Source organism: Enterobacter sp. AC1, assembly GCF_050434705.1.
Lineage (GTDB): Bacteria > Pseudomonadota > Gammaproteobacteria > Enterobacterales > Enterobacteriaceae > Enterobacter > Enterobacter cloacae_L.
On sequence record NZ_JBNDIZ010000002.1, the window covers coordinates 833,876 to 853,945 of the forward strand.

General features: G+C 53.5%; 23 protein-coding genes. 10 read left to right on the top strand and 13 right to left on the bottom strand.

Annotated elements, in window-relative coordinates; translation table 11 throughout:
- The first annotated feature begins 203 nt into the window (after window positions 1-203).
- The 5 genes from csgB to ymdB all read left to right on the top strand — a co-directional run bounded on the left by csgB (window position 204) and on the right by ymdB (window position 2,681).
- Complete coding sequence (gene csgB, locus M2433_RS08815; RefSeq protein ID WP_429056885.1) at window positions 204-659, top strand: curli minor subunit CsgB; 456 nt, start codon at window positions 204-206, stop codon at window positions 657-659.
- 41 nt (window positions 660-700) lie between these two features.
- A complete protein-coding gene (gene csgA, locus M2433_RS08820) occupies window positions 701-1,156 on the top strand; it encodes a curli major subunit CsgA (RefSeq protein WP_025755853.1) in 456 nt (151 codons plus the stop codon).
- 61 nt (window positions 1,157-1,217) lie between these two features.
- Entirely contained in the window at window positions 1,218-1,550 is a 333-nt protein-coding gene (csgC, locus tag M2433_RS08825) for a curli assembly chaperone CsgC (RefSeq protein ID WP_429056889.1), read from the top strand.
- A 161-nt stretch (window positions 1,551-1,711) separates the two neighbouring features.
- Window positions 1,712-2,032, top strand: a complete 321-nt coding sequence (locus tag M2433_RS08830) for a type 1 fimbrial protein (RefSeq protein ID WP_429056892.1) — start codon at window positions 1,712-1,714, stop codon at window positions 2,030-2,032.
- A 106-nt stretch (window positions 2,033-2,138) separates the two neighbouring features.
- Window positions 2,139-2,681 carry an O-acetyl-ADP-ribose deacetylase gene (gene ymdB / locus M2433_RS08835; protein ID WP_045908290.1) on the top strand — a complete coding sequence of 181 codons (543 nt, stop codon included), beginning with the start codon at window positions 2,139-2,141 and terminating at the stop codon, window positions 2,679-2,681.
- Window positions 2,682-2,714: 33 nt separating this feature from the next.
- Here ymdB and mdoC read toward each other — a convergent pair whose 3' ends face one another.
- Window positions 2,715-3,854 (bottom strand): glucans biosynthesis protein MdoC, encoded by a 1,140-nt coding sequence (mdoC, locus tag M2433_RS08840; RefSeq protein WP_264439141.1) that lies wholly within the window; start codon window positions 3,852-3,854, stop codon window positions 2,715-2,717.
- Window positions 3,855-4,108: 254 nt separating this feature from the next.
- Between mdoC and mdoG the strand changes: the two genes are divergently transcribed.
- The 3 genes from mdoG to M2433_RS08855 all read left to right on the top strand — a co-directional run bounded on the left by mdoG (window position 4,109) and on the right by M2433_RS08855 (window position 8,495).
- Entirely contained in the window at window positions 4,109-5,662 is a 1,554-nt protein-coding gene (mdoG, locus tag M2433_RS08845) for a glucans biosynthesis protein MdoG (protein WP_059311053.1), read from the top strand.
- On the top strand, window positions 5,655-8,183 hold the full coding sequence (gene mdoH, locus M2433_RS08850; protein ID WP_429056897.1) for a glucans biosynthesis glucosyltransferase MdoH: 2,529 nt from the start codon (window positions 5,655-5,657) through the stop codon (window positions 8,181-8,183). Before mdoG ends, mdoH begins: the two co-directional genes overlap by 8 nt.
- 84 nt (window positions 8,184-8,267) lie before the next feature.
- Window positions 8,268-8,495 (top strand): YceK/YidQ family lipoprotein, encoded by a 228-nt coding sequence (locus tag M2433_RS08855; RefSeq protein WP_429056899.1) that lies wholly within the window; start codon window positions 8,268-8,270, stop codon window positions 8,493-8,495.
- A gap of 6 nt (window positions 8,496-8,501) precedes the next feature.
- Here M2433_RS08855 and M2433_RS08860 read toward each other — a convergent pair whose 3' ends face one another.
- The 3 genes from M2433_RS08860 to M2433_RS08870 form a co-directional block, all read right to left on the bottom strand.
- Window positions 8,502-8,876 (bottom strand): MysB family protein, encoded by a 375-nt coding sequence (locus M2433_RS08860; RefSeq protein WP_020884694.1) that lies wholly within the window; start codon window positions 8,874-8,876, stop codon window positions 8,502-8,504.
- A 97-nt stretch (window positions 8,877-8,973) separates the two neighbouring features.
- Complete coding sequence (gene mdtG / locus M2433_RS08865; RefSeq protein ID WP_429056902.1) at window positions 8,974-10,191, bottom strand: multidrug efflux MFS transporter MdtG; 1,218 nt, start codon at window positions 10,189-10,191, stop codon at window positions 8,974-8,976.
- A 143-nt stretch (window positions 10,192-10,334) separates the two neighbouring features.
- A complete protein-coding gene (locus M2433_RS08870; protein WP_429056904.1) occupies window positions 10,335-11,261 on the bottom strand; it encodes a Kdo(2)-lipid IV(A) acyltransferase in 927 nt (308 codons plus the stop codon).
- A gap of 221 nt (window positions 11,262-11,482) precedes the next feature.
- On the opposite strand from M2433_RS08870, the gene M2433_RS08875 reads away from it, so the two are divergent.
- Entirely contained in the window at window positions 11,483-12,532 is a 1,050-nt protein-coding gene (locus M2433_RS08875; protein ID WP_429056906.1) for a rhodanese-related sulfurtransferase, read from the top strand.
- Between the two features lie 41 nt (window positions 12,533-12,573).
- Here the strand turns inward: M2433_RS08875 and M2433_RS08880 are convergent, their stop codons facing one another.
- The 9 genes from M2433_RS08880 to mdtH all read right to left on the bottom strand — a co-directional run bounded on the left by M2433_RS08880 (window position 12,574) and on the right by mdtH (window position 19,247).
- Complete coding sequence (locus M2433_RS08880) at window positions 12,574-13,149, bottom strand: YceI family protein (protein ID WP_063431618.1); 576 nt, start codon at window positions 13,147-13,149, stop codon at window positions 12,574-12,576.
- A gap of 1 nt (window position 13,150) precedes the next feature.
- Window positions 13,151-13,717 (bottom strand): cytochrome b, encoded by a 567-nt coding sequence (locus M2433_RS08885; protein WP_429056908.1) that lies wholly within the window; start codon window positions 13,715-13,717, stop codon window positions 13,151-13,153.
- A 208-nt stretch (window positions 13,718-13,925) separates the two neighbouring features.
- Window positions 13,926-14,039: a DUF2770 family protein gene (locus M2433_RS08890; RefSeq protein ID WP_429056910.1), complete on the bottom strand. Its 114-nt coding sequence runs from the start codon at window positions 14,037-14,039 to the stop codon at window positions 13,926-13,928.
- Window positions 14,040-14,098: 59 nt separating this feature from the next.
- On the bottom strand, window positions 14,099-15,217 hold the full coding sequence (solA, locus tag M2433_RS08895; protein ID WP_429056911.1) for an N-methyl-L-tryptophan oxidase: 1,119 nt from the start codon (window positions 15,215-15,217) through the stop codon (window positions 14,099-14,101).
- A gap of 116 nt (window positions 15,218-15,333) precedes the next feature.
- A complete protein-coding gene (gene bssS, locus M2433_RS08900) occupies window positions 15,334-15,588 on the bottom strand; it encodes a biofilm formation regulator BssS (protein WP_008500827.1) in 255 nt (84 codons plus the stop codon).
- A 273-nt stretch (window positions 15,589-15,861) separates the two neighbouring features.
- Window positions 15,862-16,107: a DNA damage-inducible protein I gene (dinI, locus tag M2433_RS08905; RefSeq protein ID WP_008500826.1), complete on the bottom strand. Its 246-nt coding sequence runs from the start codon at window positions 16,105-16,107 to the stop codon at window positions 15,862-15,864.
- 74 nt (window positions 16,108-16,181) lie between these two features.
- Window positions 16,182-17,228 carry a dihydroorotase gene (gene pyrC / locus M2433_RS08910; protein ID WP_429056915.1) on the bottom strand — a complete coding sequence of 349 codons (1,047 nt, stop codon included), beginning with the start codon at window positions 17,226-17,228 and terminating at the stop codon, window positions 16,182-16,184.
- A gap of 126 nt (window positions 17,229-17,354) precedes the next feature.
- Window positions 17,355-17,915, bottom strand: a complete 561-nt coding sequence (locus M2433_RS08915; protein ID WP_047349013.1) for a lipoprotein — start codon at window positions 17,913-17,915, stop codon at window positions 17,355-17,357.
- Window positions 17,916-18,038: 123 nt separating this feature from the next.
- Entirely contained in the window at window positions 18,039-19,247 is a 1,209-nt protein-coding gene (gene mdtH / locus M2433_RS08920; RefSeq protein WP_429056918.1) for a multidrug efflux MFS transporter MdtH, read from the bottom strand.
- A gap of 236 nt (window positions 19,248-19,483) precedes the next feature.
- Between mdtH and rimJ the strand changes: the two genes are divergently transcribed.
- Entirely contained in the window at window positions 19,484-20,068 is a 585-nt protein-coding gene (rimJ, locus tag M2433_RS08925; RefSeq protein ID WP_008500822.1) for a ribosomal protein S5-alanine N-acetyltransferase, read from the top strand.
- Window positions 20,069-20,070: the final 2 nt, after the last annotated feature.

Sequence of the window (20,070 nt, forward strand, 5' to 3'; positions counted from 1 at the left end):
TGATTAAAGTGATTTTTTCTGAAAATTACGACTTTGTGGTGACCTGATAAATAAAAATAAGCCGCGCGGGTGAGATATTTAAAATGTTTCAGCGGACATACTCTTCACCGTAACGACGCGTTAACAAAATACAAGTCGTTCTAACATGAAGCCATAGCTATACGGTGATGGAAATTTAAAATAGCCAGGTCCAGGGTGACAACATGAAAAACACATCGTTATTTATGATGTTTACATTACTGGGGGTGCCTGGGTTTGTAGCCGCAGCGAATACAGATTTGGCTAACGCTGAATATAACTTTGCGGTTAATGAATTAAGCCGTTTGTCATTAAATCAGGCAGCCATTATTGGTCAGCAGGGCGTATTAAATGATGCGCAGGTTCGCCAGGGCGGTTCAAAATTACTGTCCATCGTTTCCCAGGATGGGTCAGGTAACAGGGCGCAAGTTGATCAATCAGGGACTTATAATTTTGCGTATATCGCTCAGAGCGGCTTCGCGAATGATGCTGATATTACGCAAGACGGATTTGGAAATAGTGCGAAAATTATCCAGAAAGGGTCGGGTAATAGAGCAAGCATCACGCAGTACGGTACACAGAAAACCGCAGTTGTAGTGCAAAAACAGTCGCAAATGGCCATTCGCGTTATTCAACGTTAGTTATTCGCGGCGACTTAAATCAATCCGATGGGGGTTTTACCATGAAATTTATCAAAGTGGCAGCTCTTGCAGCAATCGTAGTTTCTGGTAGTGCTATGGCCGGTCTTATTGATCAAGGTGGCTGGGGCCATGGACACGGTCATGGTCATGGCGGCTATGGCCCAAATTCAACCCTGAATATTTACCAGAGCGGTGGCGGTAACTCAGCTGTCGCCTTGCAGACTAATGCCAGAAATTCAACTCTGTCTATTAGCCAGAGTGGTGGCGGTAATGGCGCGGATGTTGGACAAGGTTCCGATGACAGCACCATTTCTCTGACCCAGAATGGTTTTGCCAACAGCGCAACACTTGATCAGTGGAACAGTCACGACTCCACGATGAATGTGAGCCAGTACGGTGGATTTAACGGTGCACTTGTTGACCAAACTGCCTCTAATTCTACTGTCAACGTTACCCAGATTGGTTTAGGTAACCACGCATCAGCTTATCAGTATTAATACTGAAATCTGTGCTACAAAAAAACAGGGCGTGCGCCCTGTTTTTTTTCGGGAGTTCATCATGAATACCTTAATTCTCCTTGCGGCACTTTCCAGTCAGATAACCTTTAAAACGTCCCAGCAGGAAAATATGACCACCATTATTCCACAGGTCATGCTGACGGAACCGTGTGATTGTCAGGTCCAGATTGTCTCAGTGCGGGAAGGGCAGGGGGGACAAAGTTCTTCCCGACAGCAAAACACACTTTTTATCCCCGCTAATCAGACGATTGATTTGATGCGGTTGAGTTTAAATATTCATGCAGGCGACACGGTAAAAATCGTTGTCACCGTTTCTGATGGTAAATCGCTTCATCTATCACAGCAGTGGTCGCCAGCGGAGCGCTCGCTATAATTATTCGCTAAATCAATTAGTTGAGAATGTGGCGGGGCTGTACCGTTGAGCTATGCTGATATCAGGGAGCAAGTCATTATGTTCCTTAACGTGAGACTTCGTTTGTCATAAATGAAGCGCGTTTACCCCTCAAGGACGATTTTCATTGAGGAGTACCTGTAATGAAGAACTCTTTCGCTCAGCTCTTGACGGGTCTGGGCCTGATCGTTTCTGCTTTTAGTTTCCCTGCATATTCAGCCACCTTTGCTGAGGGCGGTGTGATTCATTTTCGCGGTGCTATTGTCGCAGACCCCTGTGAAGTCACACCGCAACAGCGACAGTTTGCCATGTCATGCCCTGAAAATAACCGTATGCAAACGCGTATGGTCAGTTATGAAGAGGCGCTCAACGGCAAGGCGTCTGATTCAAACCTGGCGACGCTGAGCATGAAATACCTTAATCCTGAAAAAACGCTCGCAGTTGTCGAAATCCAGTATCGCTAATGCTCACTCTTCCGTCCCTGGGCGGAAGAGGATTTTTTCTGATAGTTTTTTCTCCCTGACGCCACTGCGATACACTTACAAAAAAGGCGGGTTGCAGAGGGGCTTTATGAAACCGCAAATAGAAGTTATCCATGGTGATATTACGACAATGCACGTCGACGTCATCGTCAATGCGGCCAATCCATCCCTGATGGGAGGGGGCGGAGTGGACGGGGCTATTCACCGGGCGGCTGGCCCACAGCTGCTGGAAGCCTGTAAAACCGTACGGCAACAACAGGGCGAATGTCCTCCCGGTCATGCGGTGATTACGCTCGCGGGTGACCTGCCTGCCAGAGCGGTCATTCACGCCGTAGGCCCCGTATGGCACGGCGGCGATCGGCACGAAGCGAGTATTCTGGAAGAGGCTTACCGAAACTGTCTGCGGCTTGCCGCCGACAACGGTTACAAAACCATGGCGTTTCCGGCTATCAGCACCGGCGTGTATGGCTACCCTAAAGCGGCCGCTGCAACGATTGCCGTCGAAACTGTTTACCGCTATCTGTCGTTAAAACCGATGCCGGAGAAAGTTATCTTTGTCTGTTTTGATGAAGAAACCACGCACCTTTATCAACGGCTGCTGACCCAGCGCGGGCAGGAACTGGACACCTGAAGCAAACGCGGCGCACTTTGTGCGCCGCGTTGTTTATGATGCTTTCGCCTGTGGTTTTCCTGAAAAGAGGAAACGCAGGAGCGGGATCCGCAGATGGATTTCGTAGAGCAGGATTGCAATCCCCACCACAAACACCAGGCCGGTAAAGAAGCCCAGCGTGTTGGAGGCGATATGTGGGGTGATGTAAGCCCCAAAGAACAGCGTCAACGGGTGATGCACCAGATAGATAAACAGCGATGCGTTAACGAAGTAGGTCACGCGGCTGGACTTGAAGTTCAGCAAACGGTGGCCCAGCGCGAATACCACATTCACCATCCACAAGCCCAGCAGCATGGTGATCACGCTTTCCGTTTCATACATCCAGGCGTCGCCGCTGCCGTAGCGCTGGTTCAGCAGATAGGCCGCGAACGCGAGAGTAGCCCCCAGCGCGCACCACGGTGACGGGGTGGTAAACAGCGATTTAAGTTTCGGATGTATAAAGGCCAGCGCGCCGATTAAAAAGAACGGAATGTAGAACAGCGATTGCATGACCACGAAATTAAACAACCCATCGCTCAAAATCGGCGGATAGACGATAAACAGGGTTCGTCTCACGGCGGCATAGGCGATCCCGAGCAGCAAAAAGAGCACCGTCAGTTTGCCCATCGTGATGTTGGCGAAGTAGGTGTCGGCTTTATGACTCAAATGATGGCGCAGGCGGCTGAAAATAAACATGCTGACCGTTGTGAGCACCACCAGGACCAGCAGGAACCACAGGTGAGACACCAGCTCCCAGACCAGCGTATTGTACTTTTCGTACAGGGACAGATTTGGCCAGTTCTCCGCCTTGCCCTTGACGTATTGCAACATAATGAACTGCGGCAGCGTCAGCAGCGGAATGGCGGTCAGCATGGGGATCCCCACTCGCTCCACGCGCACCTTCCACCAGCGTTTGAGCGGGTAGCGCAGAAACAGCATGTAAGAGAAATAGCCGGATATGACAAAAAACACCTGCATACGGAAGGCGTGAATAAAGTCATTAAACAGCGTCAGCCACCAGGAGGGCATCTGACTATTAACATGCCAGGTGTGGCTGGAGTAAATCAGTGAGATGTGAAACGGGATCCCCAATAGCATCAGCCATGCCCGGATCGAGTCGAGGAAATATTCACGTTCTGTTGGTGATGTGCTCATATAACTTTGTGCATTCTCAGACTTTTCGTCTTATCCCTAAGACTCATAATGGTTACATTCGAAGGCAACCCTACACCAAGACCGACACCCTGTCTCCAGGATAAGCACGCAAAGTGAATAGCGGGTTCTTTCATTTGCTTATTCCATGAGCCAGCAGCTGAACAAAGCAGTGATAATGTTGTCGGATTGCCTGAGTTTCCATTAAAATGGATCGGATCGATATAAGCACACAAAGGGGGAAGTGCTTACTTATTATGAAACATAAACCACAGATGATGAAAATGCGTTGGTTAGGTGCTGCAGTAGTGTTATCACTGTATACCTCATCGGCACTGGCCTTTAACATCGACGATGTCGCAAAACAGGCAAAATCGATGGCAGGCAAGAGCTACGAAGCGCCGAAAAGTAACTTGCCCTCCGTTTTCCGCGACATGAAGTATGCGGACTATCAGCAGATCCAGTTCAATCACGACAAAGCGTACTGGAGCAATATTAAGACCCCGTTCAAGCTTGAATTTTATCATCAGGGTATGTACTTCGACACGCCTGTTGCCATCAATGAAGTGACGGCGACAGCGGTACGTAAGATCAAATACAGCCCGGATTACTTCAATTTCGGCAATGTGCAACACGACAAAGATACGGTGAAAGACCTGGGCTTCGCAGGCTTCAAGGTGCTTTACCCGATCAACAGCAAAGATAAAAACGACGAAATCGTCAGCATGCTTGGCGCCAGCTATTTCCGCGTGATTGGCGCGGGACAGGTGTACGGGCTTTCTGCGCGCGGACTGGCCATTGATACCGCGCTGCCATCAGGTGAAGAGTTCCCACGTTTTCGCGAGTTCTGGATTGAACGTCCAAAACCAACGGACAAACGTCTGACCATTTATGCGCTGCTGGATTCCCCGCGTGCAACCGGCGCCTATCGCTTTGTGATTATGCCGGGTCGCGACACGGTAGTTGACGTGCAGTCCAAGGTTTACCTGCGTGATAAAGTGGGCAAACTGGGCGTTGCGCCGCTGACCAGTATGTTCCTGTTTGGGCCGAACCAGCCGTCGCCGGCAACCAACTTCCGCCCGGAACTGCACGACTCCAACGGTCTGTCTATTCATGCCGGTAACGGCGAGTGGATCTGGCGTCCGCTGAATAACCCTAAACATCTGGCCGTTAGCAGCTACGCGATGGAAAACCCACAAGGTTTCGGCCTGCTGCAGCGTGGTCGTCAGTTCTCCCGCTTTGAAGATTTGGACGACCGCTATGACCAGCGTCCAAGCGCCTGGGTCACGCCAAACGGTGACTGGGGTAAAGGTAAGGTTGAGCTGGTTGAAATTCCAACCAACGACGAAACCAACGATAACATCGTCGCTTACTGGACGCCGGATCAGCTGCCGGAAGCCGGTAAAGAGATGAACTTCAAGTACACCATTACCTTCAGCCGCGACGAAGATAAGCTGCATGCGCCGGATAACGCGTATGTGATGCAGACTCGCCGCTCAACGGGTGATGTGAAGCAGTCTAATCTTATCCGTCAGCCTGACGGTACCGTGGCGTTCGTCGTGGACTTCGCAGGCCAGGATATGAAGAAACTGTCGCCGGATACTGCGGTTACCGCTCAGGCCAGCATCGGTGATAACGGTGAAATCGTTGAGAACGCCGTGCGTTACAACCCGGTAACCAAAGGCTGGCGCCTGACCCTGCGCGTGAAAGTGAAAGATCCGAAACAGACCACTGAAATGCGTGCTGCGCTGGTCAGTAACGATCAGCCGCTGAGTGAAACCTGGAGCTACCAGCTACCTGCCAATGAATAATACATCTGAATATATTGATGCCATGCCGCTGACGGATATTGAGAAAGCGGCGCTGCCTAAGAGCGACATCCGCGCGGTTCACACCGCGCTGGATGGTGAACATCGTCAGTTTTCCCGTGATGATGATACGCCGCTCGGGTCAGTAAAGGCGCGTCTGGAGCAGGCATGGCCGGACTCGCTGGCAGAAGGGCAGTTGATTAAAGACGACGAAGGACGCGATCAGCTTCAGGCGATGCCGAAGGCTACGCGCTCCTCGATGTTCCCCGATCCATGGCGCACCAACCCGGTTGGTCGCTTCTGGGATCGCCTGCGCGGGCGCGATGTGACGCCGCGCTATCTGTCACGTCTGACGAAAGAAGAGCAGGCGTCCGAACAGAAATGGCGTACCGTGGGGACCATCCGTCGCTACATCCTGCTGCTTCTGACGCTGGCGCAGACGGTCGTCGCGACCTGGTACATGAAAACCATCCTGCCTTACCAGGGCTGGGCGTTTATCAACCCAACGGACATGATGGGCCAGGATCTCTGGGTCTCCTTCATGCAGCTCCTGCCGTATATTCTGCAGAGCGGCATCCTCCTGCTGTTCGCTGTCCTCTTCTGCTGGGTATCGGCCGGTTTCTGGACCGCGCTGATGGGCTTCCTGCAGCTGCTGATGGGGCGTGACAAATACAGCATTTCAGCGTCAACGGTCGGGGATGAAGCCCTCAATCCTGAGCACCGTACCGCGCTGATTATGCCTATCTGTAACGAAGACGTTGACCGCGTGTTTGCGGGCCTGCGCGCGACCTGGGAGTCCGTCAAGGCCACCGGCAACGCGGAGCATTTCGACGTTTACATCCTGAGCGACAGCTACAACCCGGATATCTGCGTGGCAGAACAAAAAGCGTGGATGGAGCTGATTGCAGAAGTGCAGGGCGAAGGGCAGATCTTCTACCGTCGCCGCCGCCGTCGTGTGAAGCGTAAAAGCGGTAACATCGATGACTTCTGCCGTCGCTGGGGTAACCAGTACAGCTATATGGTCGTGCTGGATGCTGACTCCGTCATGAGCGGTGACTGCCTGAGCGGTCTGGTGCGTCTGATGGAAGCCAACCCGAATGCGGGCATCATTCAGTCTTCGCCAAAAGCGTCCGGTATGGACACGCTGTATGCGCGCTGCCAGCAGTTCGCCACCCGTGTCTACGGGCCGCTGTTTACGGCGGGTCTGCACTTCTGGCAGTTGGGTGAATCGCACTACTGGGGTCACAACGCCATTATCCGCGTGAAGCCGTTCATTGAGCACTGTGCGCTGGCGCCGCTGCCGGGTGAGGGTTCGTTTGCCGGCTCTATTCTGTCGCACGACTTCGTGGAAGCGGCGCTGATGCGTCGTGCCGGATGGGGCGTCTGGATTGCTTACGACCTGCCGGGATCGTACGAAGAGCTGCCGCCGAACCTGCTGGACGAGCTCAAGCGTGACCGCCGCTGGTGCCATGGTAACCTGATGAACTTCCGCCTGTTCCTGGTAAAAGGGATGCACCCGGTTCACCGTGCGGTGTTCCTGACGGGCGTGATGTCTTATCTCTCCGCACCGCTATGGTTTATGTTCCTCGCGCTCTCGACCGCGCTGCAGGTCGTCCATGCCCTGACGGAGCCGCAATACTTCCTGCAGCCGCGCCAGCTGTTCCCGGTGTGGCCGCAGTGGCGTCCCGAGCTGGCGATTGCGCTGTTTGCTTCCACCATGGTGCTGCTGTTCCTGCCTAAGCTGCTCAGCATCATCCTGATCTGGTGCAAAGGCTCGAAAGAGTACGGCGGTTTCTTCCGCGTGACCCTTTCACTGCTGCTGGAAGTGCTGTTCTCCGTGCTGCTGGCACCGGTGCGTATGCTGTTCCACACCGTGTTTGTGGTCAGTGCGTTCCTGGGCTGGGAAGTGGTCTGGAACTCACCGCAGCGTGATGACGATTCCACGCCATGGAGCGAAGCCTTCATGCGCCACGGTTCTCAGCTGCTGCTGGGTCTGGTGTGGGCGGCCGGGATGGCCTGGCTGGATCTGCGCTTCCTGTTCTGGCTGGCACCGATTGTCTTCTCGCTGATCCTGTCGCCGTTTGTGTCCGTCATTTCCAGCCGTTCAACGGTAGGGCTGCGCACGAAACGCTGGAAGCTGTTCCTGATCCCGGAAGAGTACTCCCCGCCGCAGGTGCTGGTGGATACCGACACCTATCTTGAGCAGAACCGCAATCGCTCGCTGGATGACGGCTTTATGCACGCCGTGTTTAACCCGTCATTCAACGCACTGGCAACGGCAATGGCGACGGCACGTCACCGTGCCAGCCACGTGCTGGAGATTGCCCGCGATCGTCACGTTGAGCAAGCGCTGAACGAGACCCCGGAAAAACTCAACCGCGACCGTCGTCTGGTGCTGTTGAGCGACCCGGTCACGATGGCGCGACTTCACTATCGGGTGTGGTCCGCTCCGGAGAGATACTCTTCGTGGGTAAACTACTATAAAGAACTGAAGCTGAATCCGCTGGCGTTGAAGGCGAAGTAAGTTGTTAAGCAGGGCGGGTAAGCGAAGCGCTACCCGCCAGATAAAATACCGGCTTAATCGCCGGTATTTTTTTAGAGGTTACTCATGAGAATAATCATCGTCGTCATGATGGCATGCCTGCTCAGCGGCTGTGGCAGTATCATCAGTCGCACCATTCCAGGGCAAGGCCACGGAAATCAGTACTACCCGGGCGTGAAGTGGGACGTCCGCGACTCCGCATGGCGCTACCTGACCGTGCTCGATCTGCCGTTCTCGCTGATTTTCGACACGCTGCTGCTGCCCGTCGATGCCAGCCACGGCCCGTACGAATAACGTAAATTAACGCTCGTCCCATTCGTCGGCTGCGGTTTGACCTTCTTCCGTATCCAGCGGCGGCTCGAGCTGAAATTCGCCCTCATCCCACTCGTGCAGGGTATTTTCTTCCAGCCACTCCTGCCGTAGCTCGATTTCATCATAATCGCCATCAAAGACGGCCTGCGCACCTTCACCGCTCAGGACCGGCAAACATTCCCCTTCTTCACCGTCATCGGCAAAGAATTCGGCCTGCCACATAATATCCCCATCCTGCAGAACGTATTTTTGGATATTAAGCTGTTGCACGTCAGCATTTTCTTCCTCAACGCCGGGGTTGTCGGCGAGGAACTCTTCGCGAGCGGCATCAATAGCTTCTTCCAGCGTGGCGTACATGGTCATCGGTGTCTCCCTGTTTTTCAGATGGTTTTAGGGAAAGAATAGCTGAATATCAGATTGTGCAAGTATGAATGCGAAAATAAGCCGTCAGGCGTTCGTCTTATTCCGTCACGGGCCGTAACGCGCGGGATAAACTGAACCACGAATAAATAGCATTGAACAACACGACGCCAGCCGTCACGATAAAGACGGCGCGAAAACCGAAGCTGGCGGAGATCCCAGCCCCGAGAAGCGGTCCGGTGACGTTACCGATGTCGCGAAACGACTGGTTATAGCTGAAGATACGTCCGGCAATCTGGTTCGTGGAGTTGTAGACCAGCAGGGTCTGCACGGCGGGCAGTAACGCCCCGTCGGCGGCACCCAGTAAAAAGCGCAGAACGCCCAGCTGCCAGGGGGATTGCACCATCGACATGGGGATAAGCAGCAGGACGGAAATCACCAGCGCACAGATCAGGATCTTTTCCGGCCCAACGCGGTCACCGAGTTTCCCGAGCCTCGGGGCGCTAATCAGTGCTGCCACGCCGGGCACGGAGGCAATTAGCCCGCTGATAAACGCAATATTGCTGACGTTGCCTGCCAGATCGCGAACGTACAGCGTCAGGATAGGAGCAATCGAACCGGTTGCGACCTGAATAATCAGGGTCGTCACAAACAGGCTCAGCACGAGTCTGGGGTTTTTAAGCGAGGCCAGCACGTCTCTGGCGTGGAGCATCTCTTTCTTGGCGACGGGCGTGAAGTTTTCACGAATACAGAGCAGAGTCACGATAAAGCAGAGGAAAAGCACGCTGGCGGTGATAAAGAAGACCGGCCGCAGCCCGTAGCTATCCGCCAGTAATCCACCGGCCAGCGGGCCCAATAAGGCACCGCTCACGCCGCCGGTTGAGAGCGTCCCCAGCGCCCAGCCGCTCTTATGGCGAGGAATTTGCGTGGCGATCAAGGCGTTCGCATTGGGAATAAATCCCCCCAGCAGGCCCAGCAACGCGCGCAGGATCAGAAACTGCCAGACGTTTTGCGCCATGCCCATCAGCGCCATGATAATCGCCATCCCCAGCGCCGAGCGTAGCAGCATGATTTTTCGCCCCTTGCGGTCGGCAAGGCCGCCCCAGAAGGGTGAAGCAATTGCGGAAAAGAGAAACGTGATGCTGAATACCAGGCCGGACCACATATTGAGCGCACTGTGGCCCGTTACGCCCAGCTGTTCGACGTAGAGCGGCAGGAAAGGCATGACCAGGCTAAACGCCGCGCCGGTGAGGAAACAGCCAAGCCACGCAACCGTGAGGTTACGCTTCCAGTTTATGGGGGCATCTGAGGGTGACATAACAATCCGCATAATGAGGTGCAGAGCACCTGAGGCATAGAGTAATAAGCCTGCTAATTATGCGCCTGGGTTATGATTGCCGCAATGAGGAGGCGCTTTTAAAGCTAAAACAGCATGCGGCCCGAAGGACCGCATGCTGAAAATCAGTAGCGGGACGGCGTGCCTTTTGGGCGGGTTTTAAAGCGGCGGTGCAGCCACATATACTGCTCCGGCGCGCGCATGATGCACTTCTCGACAATGCCGTTCATCCAGCGCGCGGTGGTTTCTGCATCGTCAAGCGGCGGCGCGAGCTCCGGCTCCAGCATGATCAGTTCGTAGCCCGAACCATCCGGCTTACGGCGGGGAACAAACGGCACGATGGCGGCTTTGGACATGCGCGCCAGCATCCAGGTGCCGGTGGTTGTGGCAGCCTCTTCAACGGCGAAGAAGGGGACAAATACGCTGGATTGCGGACCGTAGTCGTGGTCTGGGGCATACCAGACAACTTCACCGGACTTCAGCGCGCGGATCATGCCCTTCAGATCTTTACGGTCGATCATGCTTTTGTTGGAGCGCATGCGGCCGTTGGTCTGGATTAAGTCGATGACCGGGTTGTCGTTTGGACGATAAACGCCGATGCCCGGTGCCTGCATGCCAAACATACGCGCCCCGATTTCCAGCGTCAGAAAATGGACGCCGATCAGCAGAACGCCCGTCTTATTGGCCTGAAGCGTATGCACCGGCTCCATGCCGGTTCCCGCCACTTCGCTCCAGCGGGCCATGCGTTTGTCCGGCCAGAACCACGCCATACCGGTTTCCATCAGCCCCATCCCGACGGATTCGAAATTCTTCGACACCATGTCGTGACGTTCTGATTCGCTCATCTGCGGAAAACACAGCTCAAGGTTGCGGTACGCTATTCTGGCGCGGCGCTTCATAAAGAGTTGCGCGAAACGGCCCAGAGATTTGCCCAACCGGAAAATAACGGGGTAGGGAAGCTGTACCAGTAGCCATAAAAAGCCAATGCCAAGCCAGGTCAACCAATAGCGGGGATGCAAAAGCGCAGCAGTAAATTTTGGTAACTGGGTCATGTCTGTCCTGTGTTCAAACGTCCTGTTTTGCTAGTGTCTCATTTTTTGAGACATAGCCAAAATATCTACTTTCGAAACGTGCACGAATACAGCAATTGTTATGCCTGATTAATCAGGGTGTGTGAAATGTAGCGTAAATTGTGTGGATGTAAATTGGTTTTGTTTGCTATATGATGCCGACCGATTTTTCATTCTCTCTAACGATTCCAGGACTGTACACCATGCCAGTGTTACACAACCGCGTATCGAATGAGATGTTAAGAGCGCGTATGTTGGCTGAAACCGAACCGCGCACGACCATCTCATTCTACAAATATTTCACCATCGACGATCCGCAGGCGACCCGCGATGCGCTTTATCAGGCTTTCACGGCGCTGAACGTCTTCGGACGCGTCTATCTTGCCCGCGAAGGCATTAATGCACAGATTAGCGTACCGGAAAGCAAAGTGAACGCCTTCCGGGACTCTCTTTATCAGTTCGACCCGGCCCTCAACGGCGTACGCCTGAACATTGCGCTGGATGATGACGGGAAATCCTTCTGGGTGCTGCGCATGAAGGTGCGTGAACGCATCGTGGCGGATGGCATTGACGACCCTGAGTTTAACCCGGCGGATGTCGGTGAATACCTGAAGGCTGCGGAAGTGAATGCAATGCTGGACGATCCGGATGCCGTGTTCATTGATATGCGTAACCACTATGAATATGAAGTGGGGCACTTCGAGAACGCGATGGAAATCCCGGCCGACACCTTCCGCGAGCAGCTGCCGAAAGCGGTTAAGATGATGCAGGAACATAAAGATAAAAAAATCGTTATGTACTGCACCGGCGGTATCCGCTGTGAGAAAGCCAGCGCGTGGATGAAGCACAACGGCTTTAATAAGGTCTGGCACATTGAAGGCGGCATTATTGAGTACGCCCGCCGCGCCCGCGAGCAGGGTTTACCGGTACGCTTTATCGGGAAAAACTTTGTCTTTGACGAGCGTATGGGGGAGCGTATTTCCGAAGACGTGATTGCCCACTGCCACCAGTGCGGCGCGCCGTGCGATACCCATACCAACTGTAAAAACGACGGTTGTCATCTGCTGTTCATTCAGTGCCCGGCCTGCGCCGAGAAGTTTAACGGCTGCTGTAGCGAACTGTGCAGTGAAGAGAGCATCCTGCCGGAAGAAGAGCAGCGTCGTCGTCGCGCTGGACGTGAAAACGGCAATAAGATTTTCAATAAATCACGCGGCCGTCTGAATACCAAACTGGGTATCCCCGACCCGGAATAATGATAACGCCCGGCAGGTGTTCACCGTGCCGGGCGCAATGATTACTTCTGCTGAACCCCTTCGACCGAAATAACCAGCTCAACATCCTGCGACGCCGGGCCTAAATCCGTTGTGATGTTGAAATCTTTCAGATGAATTTTACCTGCGGCTTCAAAACCTGCACGTTTCCCGCCCCAGGGATCGTCCCCCTGACCAATTAATTTAGCATCAAGGGTGACCGGTTTAGTTACGCCGTTAAGCGTCAGGTTTCCGGTAATATTGAGCTTATCACCGTCTTTCTTCACGTCCGTAGAGGTAAAGGTGGCCTGGGGGAATTTCGACACATTCAGGAATTCCGCACTGCGCAAGTGTTTATCACGTTCAGCATGGTTCGTGTCGACGCTGTTAGTATTAATTGTCACATTGACTTTATCGGCGGCAGGGTTTTTATCGTCAAAGCTGAACGTGCCGTCAAAATCTTTAAAGGTCCCGTACAGCCAGCTATATCCCAGATGCTGAATACGGAAATTGACGAAAGCATGCTGGCCCTCTTTATCAATTTTATAATCAGCCGCCACCGCGGAACCGGTGGTAAATAACAGAGAACCCAGTGCGATACCCAGCAGGTGTTTTTTCATTTTATACTCCAGAGTCAACGGACGAGCGGCCAAGCATGCGCTTTAGCGTATCGTCTTTATCAATAAAGTGGTGTTTGAGGGCGGCCAGCCCGTGCAGCACGGACAGGATCACGACGCTCCAGGCAAGCCAGAGGTGAACAACCCCTGCGGTGTCGGCCTGCGCGCCCGCATCGCTGAGCGTTGCCGGGACGTCAAATATACCAAAGACGCTGATCGGCTTACCGTCAGCCGTCGAGATGAGGTAGCCGCTAATCAGGATGGCGAAGAGCAGCGCATAGAGCGCGATATGCGCCGCAACGGCACTCAGGCGGGTCATTTTACCGTGGGTTTTCGGCGCTACGGGCGGCGGGGAAATATGTCGCCAGACCACGCGAAAAACCAGCCCCAGCATCAGCAGAACACCGATGCTTTTATGTAACTCCGGCGCCTGGTGATACCAGCCATCGTAATAGCTGAGCGTGACCATCCAGAGCCCAAGTCCAAACATACCGTAGACGGCAATAGCAAATATCCAGTGCAAACTTATGGATATTATTCCGTAGCGCCGGGAGGAGTTACGCAATTGCATCAGAATGTCCATTTTCAAATAAACCGAAGGGTAAAAATGAACGGGAAGTCGTGATATTGCAACTGAAATAAATGTATATTGATTTTTATTTTATTTATTTCAGCGCTTTTGAATAGGATCGATAAAGGTAATTCAATGTCTTCGTGCAAGATGAAATTGAGATTTTCAATAAGCCTAAGTTAATGTCAATTATTGTCAATGTGGCTTTTCAATAAAATACAATGTAAACAAAATCAATAATCGCCAGCAGCGCCCACAATAAGAGATAGAGCATAAAATGCTCGCGAATATTATTCATAAGAAAGGTAACGATCCTGCGCATAACGCTCCGCAATAGCAGTGTGAATGAAACGGGCCCCGATGTCCGGAGCCCGTTGGCGATTATCCGTTAAAACGCGAGAGGGAGAAGGGCGCCAGATCAAACTGCGGCGTGATACCCTGGGCAAACTGGGCGGCGATTTCACCCAGCACGGAAGCAAACTTAAAGCCGTGACCGCTCAGCCCGGTTATAAGCAGGGTGTTGTCATGTCCAGGCAGCGTATCAATGATAAAGTCTTCATCCGGCGTATTGTCGTAGGTACAGGCCGCGCCATACAGTAAGCCGCCGACGCCTGGAAGAATATTACGCAGGAACGTGAAGGCTTCTGAGCCATCCTGTGGGAAGGCGCCGAAGGGTTTACGCTCCTCAGGAGAGGAGATAACCTGGCCACCGTTGTGTTTACCGATTTTCAACGCGTCTTTCTCGGAAGGGAAACCGTAGAACTGATCGCCATTCGGTAATTCCCCGGTGAAGGCCGGGAATTTATTCTGCGCGCTGTAGCGGCCATCCGACTGGAACCAGGAGAAGACCTTGCGCACCGGCTGGATCGGCAGGTCCGGCAGCAGGCGCGTGACCCAGGTTCCTGCACTGACCAGCAGGCGGGACGCTGAGTATTCGCCGTCAAGGGTGGTCACCGTAACGCCATCAGCGTCATGCGTGATGGCATCCACCGGACAGTTAAACAGCTGCGCGCAGCCGGCTTTTGCGGCAAGGTCAATCCACGTTTTGATCGCCGTTTCACAATGCAGCACGCCGGAGTTGGCTTCAAAGAGGCCAGTATAATCGTCCGGGACGGTAATTTCAGGCCAGCGCGCCGTAATGCCCGCCGCGTCCAGCTTTTCAACCTCAAGATTAAAGGCTTTCGCGCTGCGTTCGACGCCGGCGAGAAATTCCGAATGAGCCGGGCCAAGATTAATAACCCCGGTACGCTCGAAAATACGCTCTTCGGTCTGTTTCGCCAGCTCGTCCCACAGCGTCTGGGCGCGAAGCACCAGCGGCACATAGCGCTCGCCTTCACCATACGCATGACGTATGAGGCGGGTGTCGCCATGATGGCTCCCCTCCGCATGGGGAGGACGATGGGCGTCAATCATCAGGACGTTCAGACCTGCCTGCGTTGCGTAATAGCCGGCGGCGGAACCCACGGAGCCGCTACCAATAATGATTAAGTCGTATCTCATATGCGTCTCGTAAACTTACGTTTTATTAGCAGAGTAATTAACAACGCGGGGTTAGACAAGGGAGAAATAAATAAGGCACCGCGAGGGTGCCTGTTGAGTGAAAAGTGGGCATACGGTTAGTGCCGCTTATACTCATTTTCCTGATAGTCGCCAGATTCTATTTTTGCAATACCTGCTTCTAAAATAGAAATAAACTGACGGGCGACGTCTGTTGTTAGCCACAGCGTCTGTCCAACTTCCGCTTCTTCACGGTTGAGTTGATTCGGGGTCTGGTAGTGCAAACGCAGCATCAGCGCATCGTAGCTATCTACGGTACTGATATCCCAGCCAACAAGTGGATGGGTCTGGATCACTTCACTATTCTTTTCCATTATAACCCCCTTAATGCGTGTTAGAAGACAACGGCTCTGAGGTTCAATGCATGTTTTTCTGAAAGCATCTTCAGTATATCAAGTAATAAGGGTTCCGAAGGGAAAAATAAACAGCTGGCAACACATTTTTCTGCTTTTTAGGATTGTTCGAACAATAAAACACCATCTTGTTCACGATTCTTAAAGAAGATACCGAATTAATTTGAACTTCCAGAATGTTCAGACGAAAAAAAGCCGGGGCGACCCGGCAAAAAACACAATGAGGGAGCAGTGTTAATCAGTGATGAACCAGTCGTCTGCGCTTTCCCACGTTTCCTGCAGGATCTCGCTGATGCGATCTTTATCTTCTTTCGCAGCGCCAATGACGGACAGGTTGTTTGCCGCGGCGTAACGCACCGTTACGGCACCCGCGTTGTCGGGAAAAGTGTTGTTAATACGACGGGATAGTTCGCCTGCCAGGGCATCAAGCGCGCCGGCAGGCAGAACGGTAGTTTTGGCTATGGTGACTTCAATACGCATAAATGCCCCCTGTGTAATATACTGTTTATTTATACAGGTATATTATGGGTTTGACAACAAGGGGCTTCGGTTTTTTAACGTTTTACCGTCCAGTTTACGGTTTCACCGGCCAGGAATGGGATCAGCGTGTCATCCGTCAGCGCAATGAACTCCTCAACGTGGCTCGCTTTACGCTCCAGTTCAATGAAGGAGTCATTGACCGGCAGGCCGTAGAAGCGCGGGCCGTTGAGGGAGCAGAACGCTTCGAAATGTTCCAGGGCGTTCATCTCTTCAAATACGGTCGCGTAGCTGGCAAGTGCCGTTGGAGCGTTGAAACAGCCTGCACAGCCGCAGCTCGCCTCTTTACGATGGCGGGCGTGAGGCGCGGAATCGGTGCCAAGGAACGCGCGGGAGAACCCGCTGGCAACCAGCTCGCGCAGCGCCTGCTGGTGGATGTTGCGCTTGAGGATAGGCAGACAGTACAGGTGAGGGCGCACCCCGCCCACCAGCATGTGGTTACGGTTAAACATCAGGTGCTGTGGCGTAATGGTGGCGGCGATAAGTTCGTTGCCGTCACGCACATACTCTGCTGCGTCTTTGGTGGTGATATGCTCAAAGACCACCTTAAGTGCGGGAAGACGCTGGCGCAGAGGCTCCATCACGGTTTCGATAAAACGCGCTTCACGGTCGAAGATATCAATCTCGGCATGCGTCACTTCTCCATGGACCAGCAGCGGCATGCCTAGTTTCTGCATGCGTTCCAGAACCGGCATGATGGCATCAATGCTGGTGACGCCGTGGCTGGAGTTGGTGGTGGCATTCGCCGGGTAGAGTTTCGCCGCCGTGAATACGCCTTCGTTAAAACCGCGCTCCACTTCGTTCGGATCCAGTGAATCGGTCAGATAGCAGGTCATCAGCGGGGTAAAATCATGACCCGCGGGTACGGCATCAAGAATGCGCTGGCGGTAGGCAATCGCGGCATCGACGGTGGTGACTGGCGGAACCAGGTTAGGCATAACAATCGCGCGGCCATAAATTTCGCTGGTATAAGGCACGACGGTTTTCAGCATATCGCCATCACGCAGATGGATATGCCAGTCGTCAGGGCGGCGGATTTTAAGAACCTGGGGTTGTGCAGTCATGGAAGCTCCGGCTTGTCAGGAATCAGTCATAAGGATGGCTGTTTTTGCCGGACACAAATCATAAGCGGAAACGTTTTCGTTTGCACACTTTTCCGTAAAAAAAAGGGCGCCGCAGCGCCCTTCAGGTTAATCGGTGAAAGGAATGATAATTTCTCCCGGTTTCACCTCTATGCCTTTTGCGTATTTTTTCGCCAGGGCTTCACCCTTACTTTTGTCTTCACTTAAGACGTATGCGGGCTGCTGGTTGAAGTAGTTACGCAGCGACTGGTTCAGATAGGGCATCAGGGTTTGCAGAACCGGCGCCATCTTGTCCGGCGAAACCTGCGCATCGACGACTTCCATTTCCTGCAGGAAAATCGCCCCTTTCTCTTTGTTGAAAACGGGCAGGGCCTTCAGCTTGAGCTTGATGTTGGCTTTCTGATTACCAAAGAGGGATGACATATCAAGGTCCGCATCACCGGCCAGGGTGACTTTGTTTGGCTCTTCCCGCCCAATCTGGCTGGTCAGATTCGTGAGCACGATATGCGCGTCCGCAAGCCCCGGCACGCCAATGTCTTTAGAAAAATTGTTATGTTTTTCCAGCGCCTGATTAATTTCCTGTTCACTGACGGTATATTGCGTGAGCTGGTTACAGCCAACCAGCAGACCGCTGACAATTAATGCAGCAGCAAAAACAATTTTCTTCATAGTGTTCCTCAACGAAAAATCGGCGCTTCTGTCCTGTTACGCCAGTATGTCAGTGTGAAATGGCAGAAACCAGCAGAAAAAACTGAGAAGTGGGGCGAGACAGGTTCCCGCCCGAGGGAACGGCTATGCGCCGGGTTCGAGCATGCCGCTCGCGCTGCGTTTCGGGCTGAACTGCCACCACAGGGCAAGGAGCGTCATAAAACCTACCGCGCCGAGCATCATCCAGGGGAGCTCGGGTTGATGTAACGCTTTACCGGCATCAAACAACCAGCCGCCACCGGCGTAACCTAATGCGCCGCCAAGGGCCAGCCCCAGCCGGCTGAATCCCATATAGCTGCCGCGGGCGCGCGCATCCGCGAGTGAGGCGCTCAGCGTTTCACGGGCAGGTTCGGCGATGATAGAGCCGATATAGAACGTGCAAATCAGCATAAACAGCTGCTGGAGAGAGTTCACCAGGCCGATCGGCATCATGCTCAGCGTCATCAGAAACAGGCCGGCCATCAGGCGATGTTCCAGACGAAAACGCCGTTCGCTCCAGCGGGCAATCGGATAGAGCAGCGTCAGGGAAAGTGCGGCTTCAATGGCGTACATCCACTTAACGGCAGCAGGGGTACCCGCAATGTCGTTAACCATGATCGGCAGCATCAGCATGACCTGCACCGCAAGCATGTAATACCCCGTCAGGGTCAGTACATAGGTGACAAAACGCTTGTCGCGCAGGACGCGGCCAAGTCCTTCCCGGACAGGTGCTTTAACCGTCGACAGCTTCCACGCCGGCAGGAACAGGCCATTAAACAGCGCGCACAGGATAAAGAGCACCGCGCCAGCCGCACAGACCAGACGGAAGTCATACTGCAGCAGCCAGCTTCCCAGTAGCGCACCGATAACCGCTCCGGCACTGTCCTGCATCATCAGAATCGAGAAGAAACGGCCGCGATGCTGCGGGCGAATCAACTTCACCACCAGCGCGGTGCGCGGTGGATCGAACAGGGTACCGCCGATACCGGAGAGGAAGCAGGAGAACCAGAGCAGCCAGGGCTCCTGGGCAATCGCCATCGTGGCAAAGCCTGCCGCGCGGAGCAACATGCCGGTGACGATCATCGGTTTAGCACCAAAGCGGTCGGCGATGGCACCGCCAAATACGCCCAGGCCTTGCTGAACAAACTGACGTAACCCCAGCGCGATACCGACCATCAGCGCCGCCCAGCCCATTTGATCGACGAAGCGAATCGAGATGAGGGGGAAAACGACGAAAAAGCCGAGCACGACCAGCATGTTATCGACCAGCAGGAAATATTTACCCAGGCTCCTGGCCTGTGATACGCGGGACATTTTCCCTCCAGGGAAAATAGGATGGTGAGCACGCTAACATTCTGCGGTGTCGCTGCGTTTTTTCCCACCCCTGCACGTGACAATATTTTTTTATCAAAAGCGCGCTTTGATAGAGAGTTCTCATCGAAAAATGTGAAAAGCGGGCAAAATGGTATGTCACTGTTTTCACAGACGGCACCGGCGCAGGTATAGTAAAGCTAATGGGTCAGCAGAAGTGACGGGAAGGAGTGGTATCGATGTTTGGCTATCGCAGTAATGTGCCAAAAGTGCGTCTGACAACGGACAGGCTGGTCGTTCGTCTGGTGCATGAGCGTGATGCCTGGCGTCTGGCGGATTATTACGCCGAGAATCGCCAGTTTTTAAAACCCTGGGAACCCGTTCGGGATGAGAGCCATTGTTACCCTTCCGGCTGGCAGGCGCGCCTCAGCATGATTACGGAATTTCATAAGCAGGGCAGCGCGTTTTATTTCGCGCTGCTGGATCCTGAAGAGAAAGAAATTATCGGGATCGCCAATTTTTCAAACGTGGTGCGCGGATCGTTTCACGCCTGTTACCTGGGCTACTCCATTGGCCAGAAATGGCAGGGGCAGGGGCTAATGTATGAGGCGCTGACGGTGGCGATCCGCTACATGCAACGCACGCAACATATCCATCGCATTATGGCGAACTATATGCCGCATAATCAGCGCAGCGGGAATTTGCTGGCGCGTTTAGGGTTCGAGAAAGAGGGTTATGCCAAAGACTATCTGCTGATAGACGGAGAGTGGCGCGACCACGTTCTGACGGCATTAACCACCCGGGACTGGACTGCAGGTCGTTAAGG

Excerpts from the sequence above, each read along its gene's own strand:
- csgB (WP_429056885.1), top strand. The coding sequence starts at position 204 with ATGAAAAACACATCGTTATTTATGATGTTTACATTACTGGGGGTGCCT.
- csgA (WP_025755853.1), top strand. The coding sequence starts at position 701 with ATGAAATTTATCAAAGTGGCAGCTCTTGCAGCAATCGTAGTTTCTGGT.
- csgC (WP_429056889.1), top strand. The coding sequence starts at position 1,218 with ATGAATACCTTAATTCTCCTTGCGGCACTTTCCAGTCAGATAACCTTT.
- M2433_RS08830 (WP_429056892.1), top strand. The coding sequence starts at position 1,712 with ATGAAGAACTCTTTCGCTCAGCTCTTGACGGGTCTGGGCCTGATCGTT.
- ymdB (WP_045908290.1), top strand. The coding sequence starts at position 2,139 with ATGAAACCGCAAATAGAAGTTATCCATGGTGATATTACGACAATGCAC.
- mdoC (WP_264439141.1), bottom strand. The coding sequence starts at position 3,854 with ATGAGCACATCACCAACAGAACGTGAATATTTCCTCGACTCGATCCGG.
- mdoG (WP_059311053.1), top strand. The coding sequence starts at position 4,109 with ATGAAACATAAACCACAGATGATGAAAATGCGTTGGTTAGGTGCTGCA.
- mdoH (WP_429056897.1), top strand. The coding sequence starts at position 5,655 with ATGAATAATACATCTGAATATATTGATGCCATGCCGCTGACGGATATT.
- M2433_RS08855 (WP_429056899.1), top strand. The coding sequence starts at position 8,268 with ATGAGAATAATCATCGTCGTCATGATGGCATGCCTGCTCAGCGGCTGT.
- M2433_RS08860 (WP_020884694.1), bottom strand. The coding sequence starts at position 8,876 with ATGACCATGTACGCCACGCTGGAAGAAGCTATTGATGCCGCTCGCGAA.
- mdtG (WP_429056902.1), bottom strand. The coding sequence starts at position 10,191 with ATGTCACCCTCAGATGCCCCCATAAACTGGAAGCGTAACCTCACGGTT.
- M2433_RS08870 (WP_429056904.1), bottom strand. The coding sequence starts at position 11,261 with ATGACCCAGTTACCAAAATTTACTGCTGCGCTTTTGCATCCCCGCTAT.
- M2433_RS08875 (WP_429056906.1), top strand. The coding sequence starts at position 11,483 with ATGCCAGTGTTACACAACCGCGTATCGAATGAGATGTTAAGAGCGCGT.
- M2433_RS08880 (WP_063431618.1), bottom strand. The coding sequence starts at position 13,149 with ATGAAAAAACACCTGCTGGGTATCGCACTGGGTTCTCTGTTATTTACC.
- M2433_RS08885 (WP_429056908.1), bottom strand. The coding sequence starts at position 13,717 with ATGCAATTGCGTAACTCCTCCCGGCGCTACGGAATAATATCCATAAGT.
- M2433_RS08890 (WP_429056910.1), bottom strand. The coding sequence starts at position 14,039 with ATGCGCAGGATCGTTACCTTTCTTATGAATAATATTCGCGAGCATTTT.
- solA (WP_429056911.1), bottom strand. The coding sequence starts at position 15,217 with ATGAGATACGACTTAATCATTATTGGTAGCGGCTCCGTGGGTTCCGCC.
- bssS (WP_008500827.1), bottom strand. The coding sequence starts at position 15,588 with ATGGAAAAGAATAGTGAAGTGATCCAGACCCATCCACTTGTTGGCTGG.
- dinI (WP_008500826.1), bottom strand. The coding sequence starts at position 16,107 with ATGCGTATTGAAGTCACCATAGCCAAAACTACCGTTCTGCCTGCCGGC.
- pyrC (WP_429056915.1), bottom strand. The coding sequence starts at position 17,228 with ATGACTGCACAACCCCAGGTTCTTAAAATCCGCCGCCCTGACGACTGG.
- M2433_RS08915 (WP_047349013.1), bottom strand. The coding sequence starts at position 17,915 with ATGAAGAAAATTGTTTTTGCTGCTGCATTAATTGTCAGCGGTCTGCTG.
- mdtH (WP_429056918.1), bottom strand. The coding sequence starts at position 19,247 with ATGTCCCGCGTATCACAGGCCAGGAGCCTGGGTAAATATTTCCTGCTG.
- rimJ (WP_008500822.1), top strand. The coding sequence starts at position 19,484 with ATGTTTGGCTATCGCAGTAATGTGCCAAAAGTGCGTCTGACAACGGAC.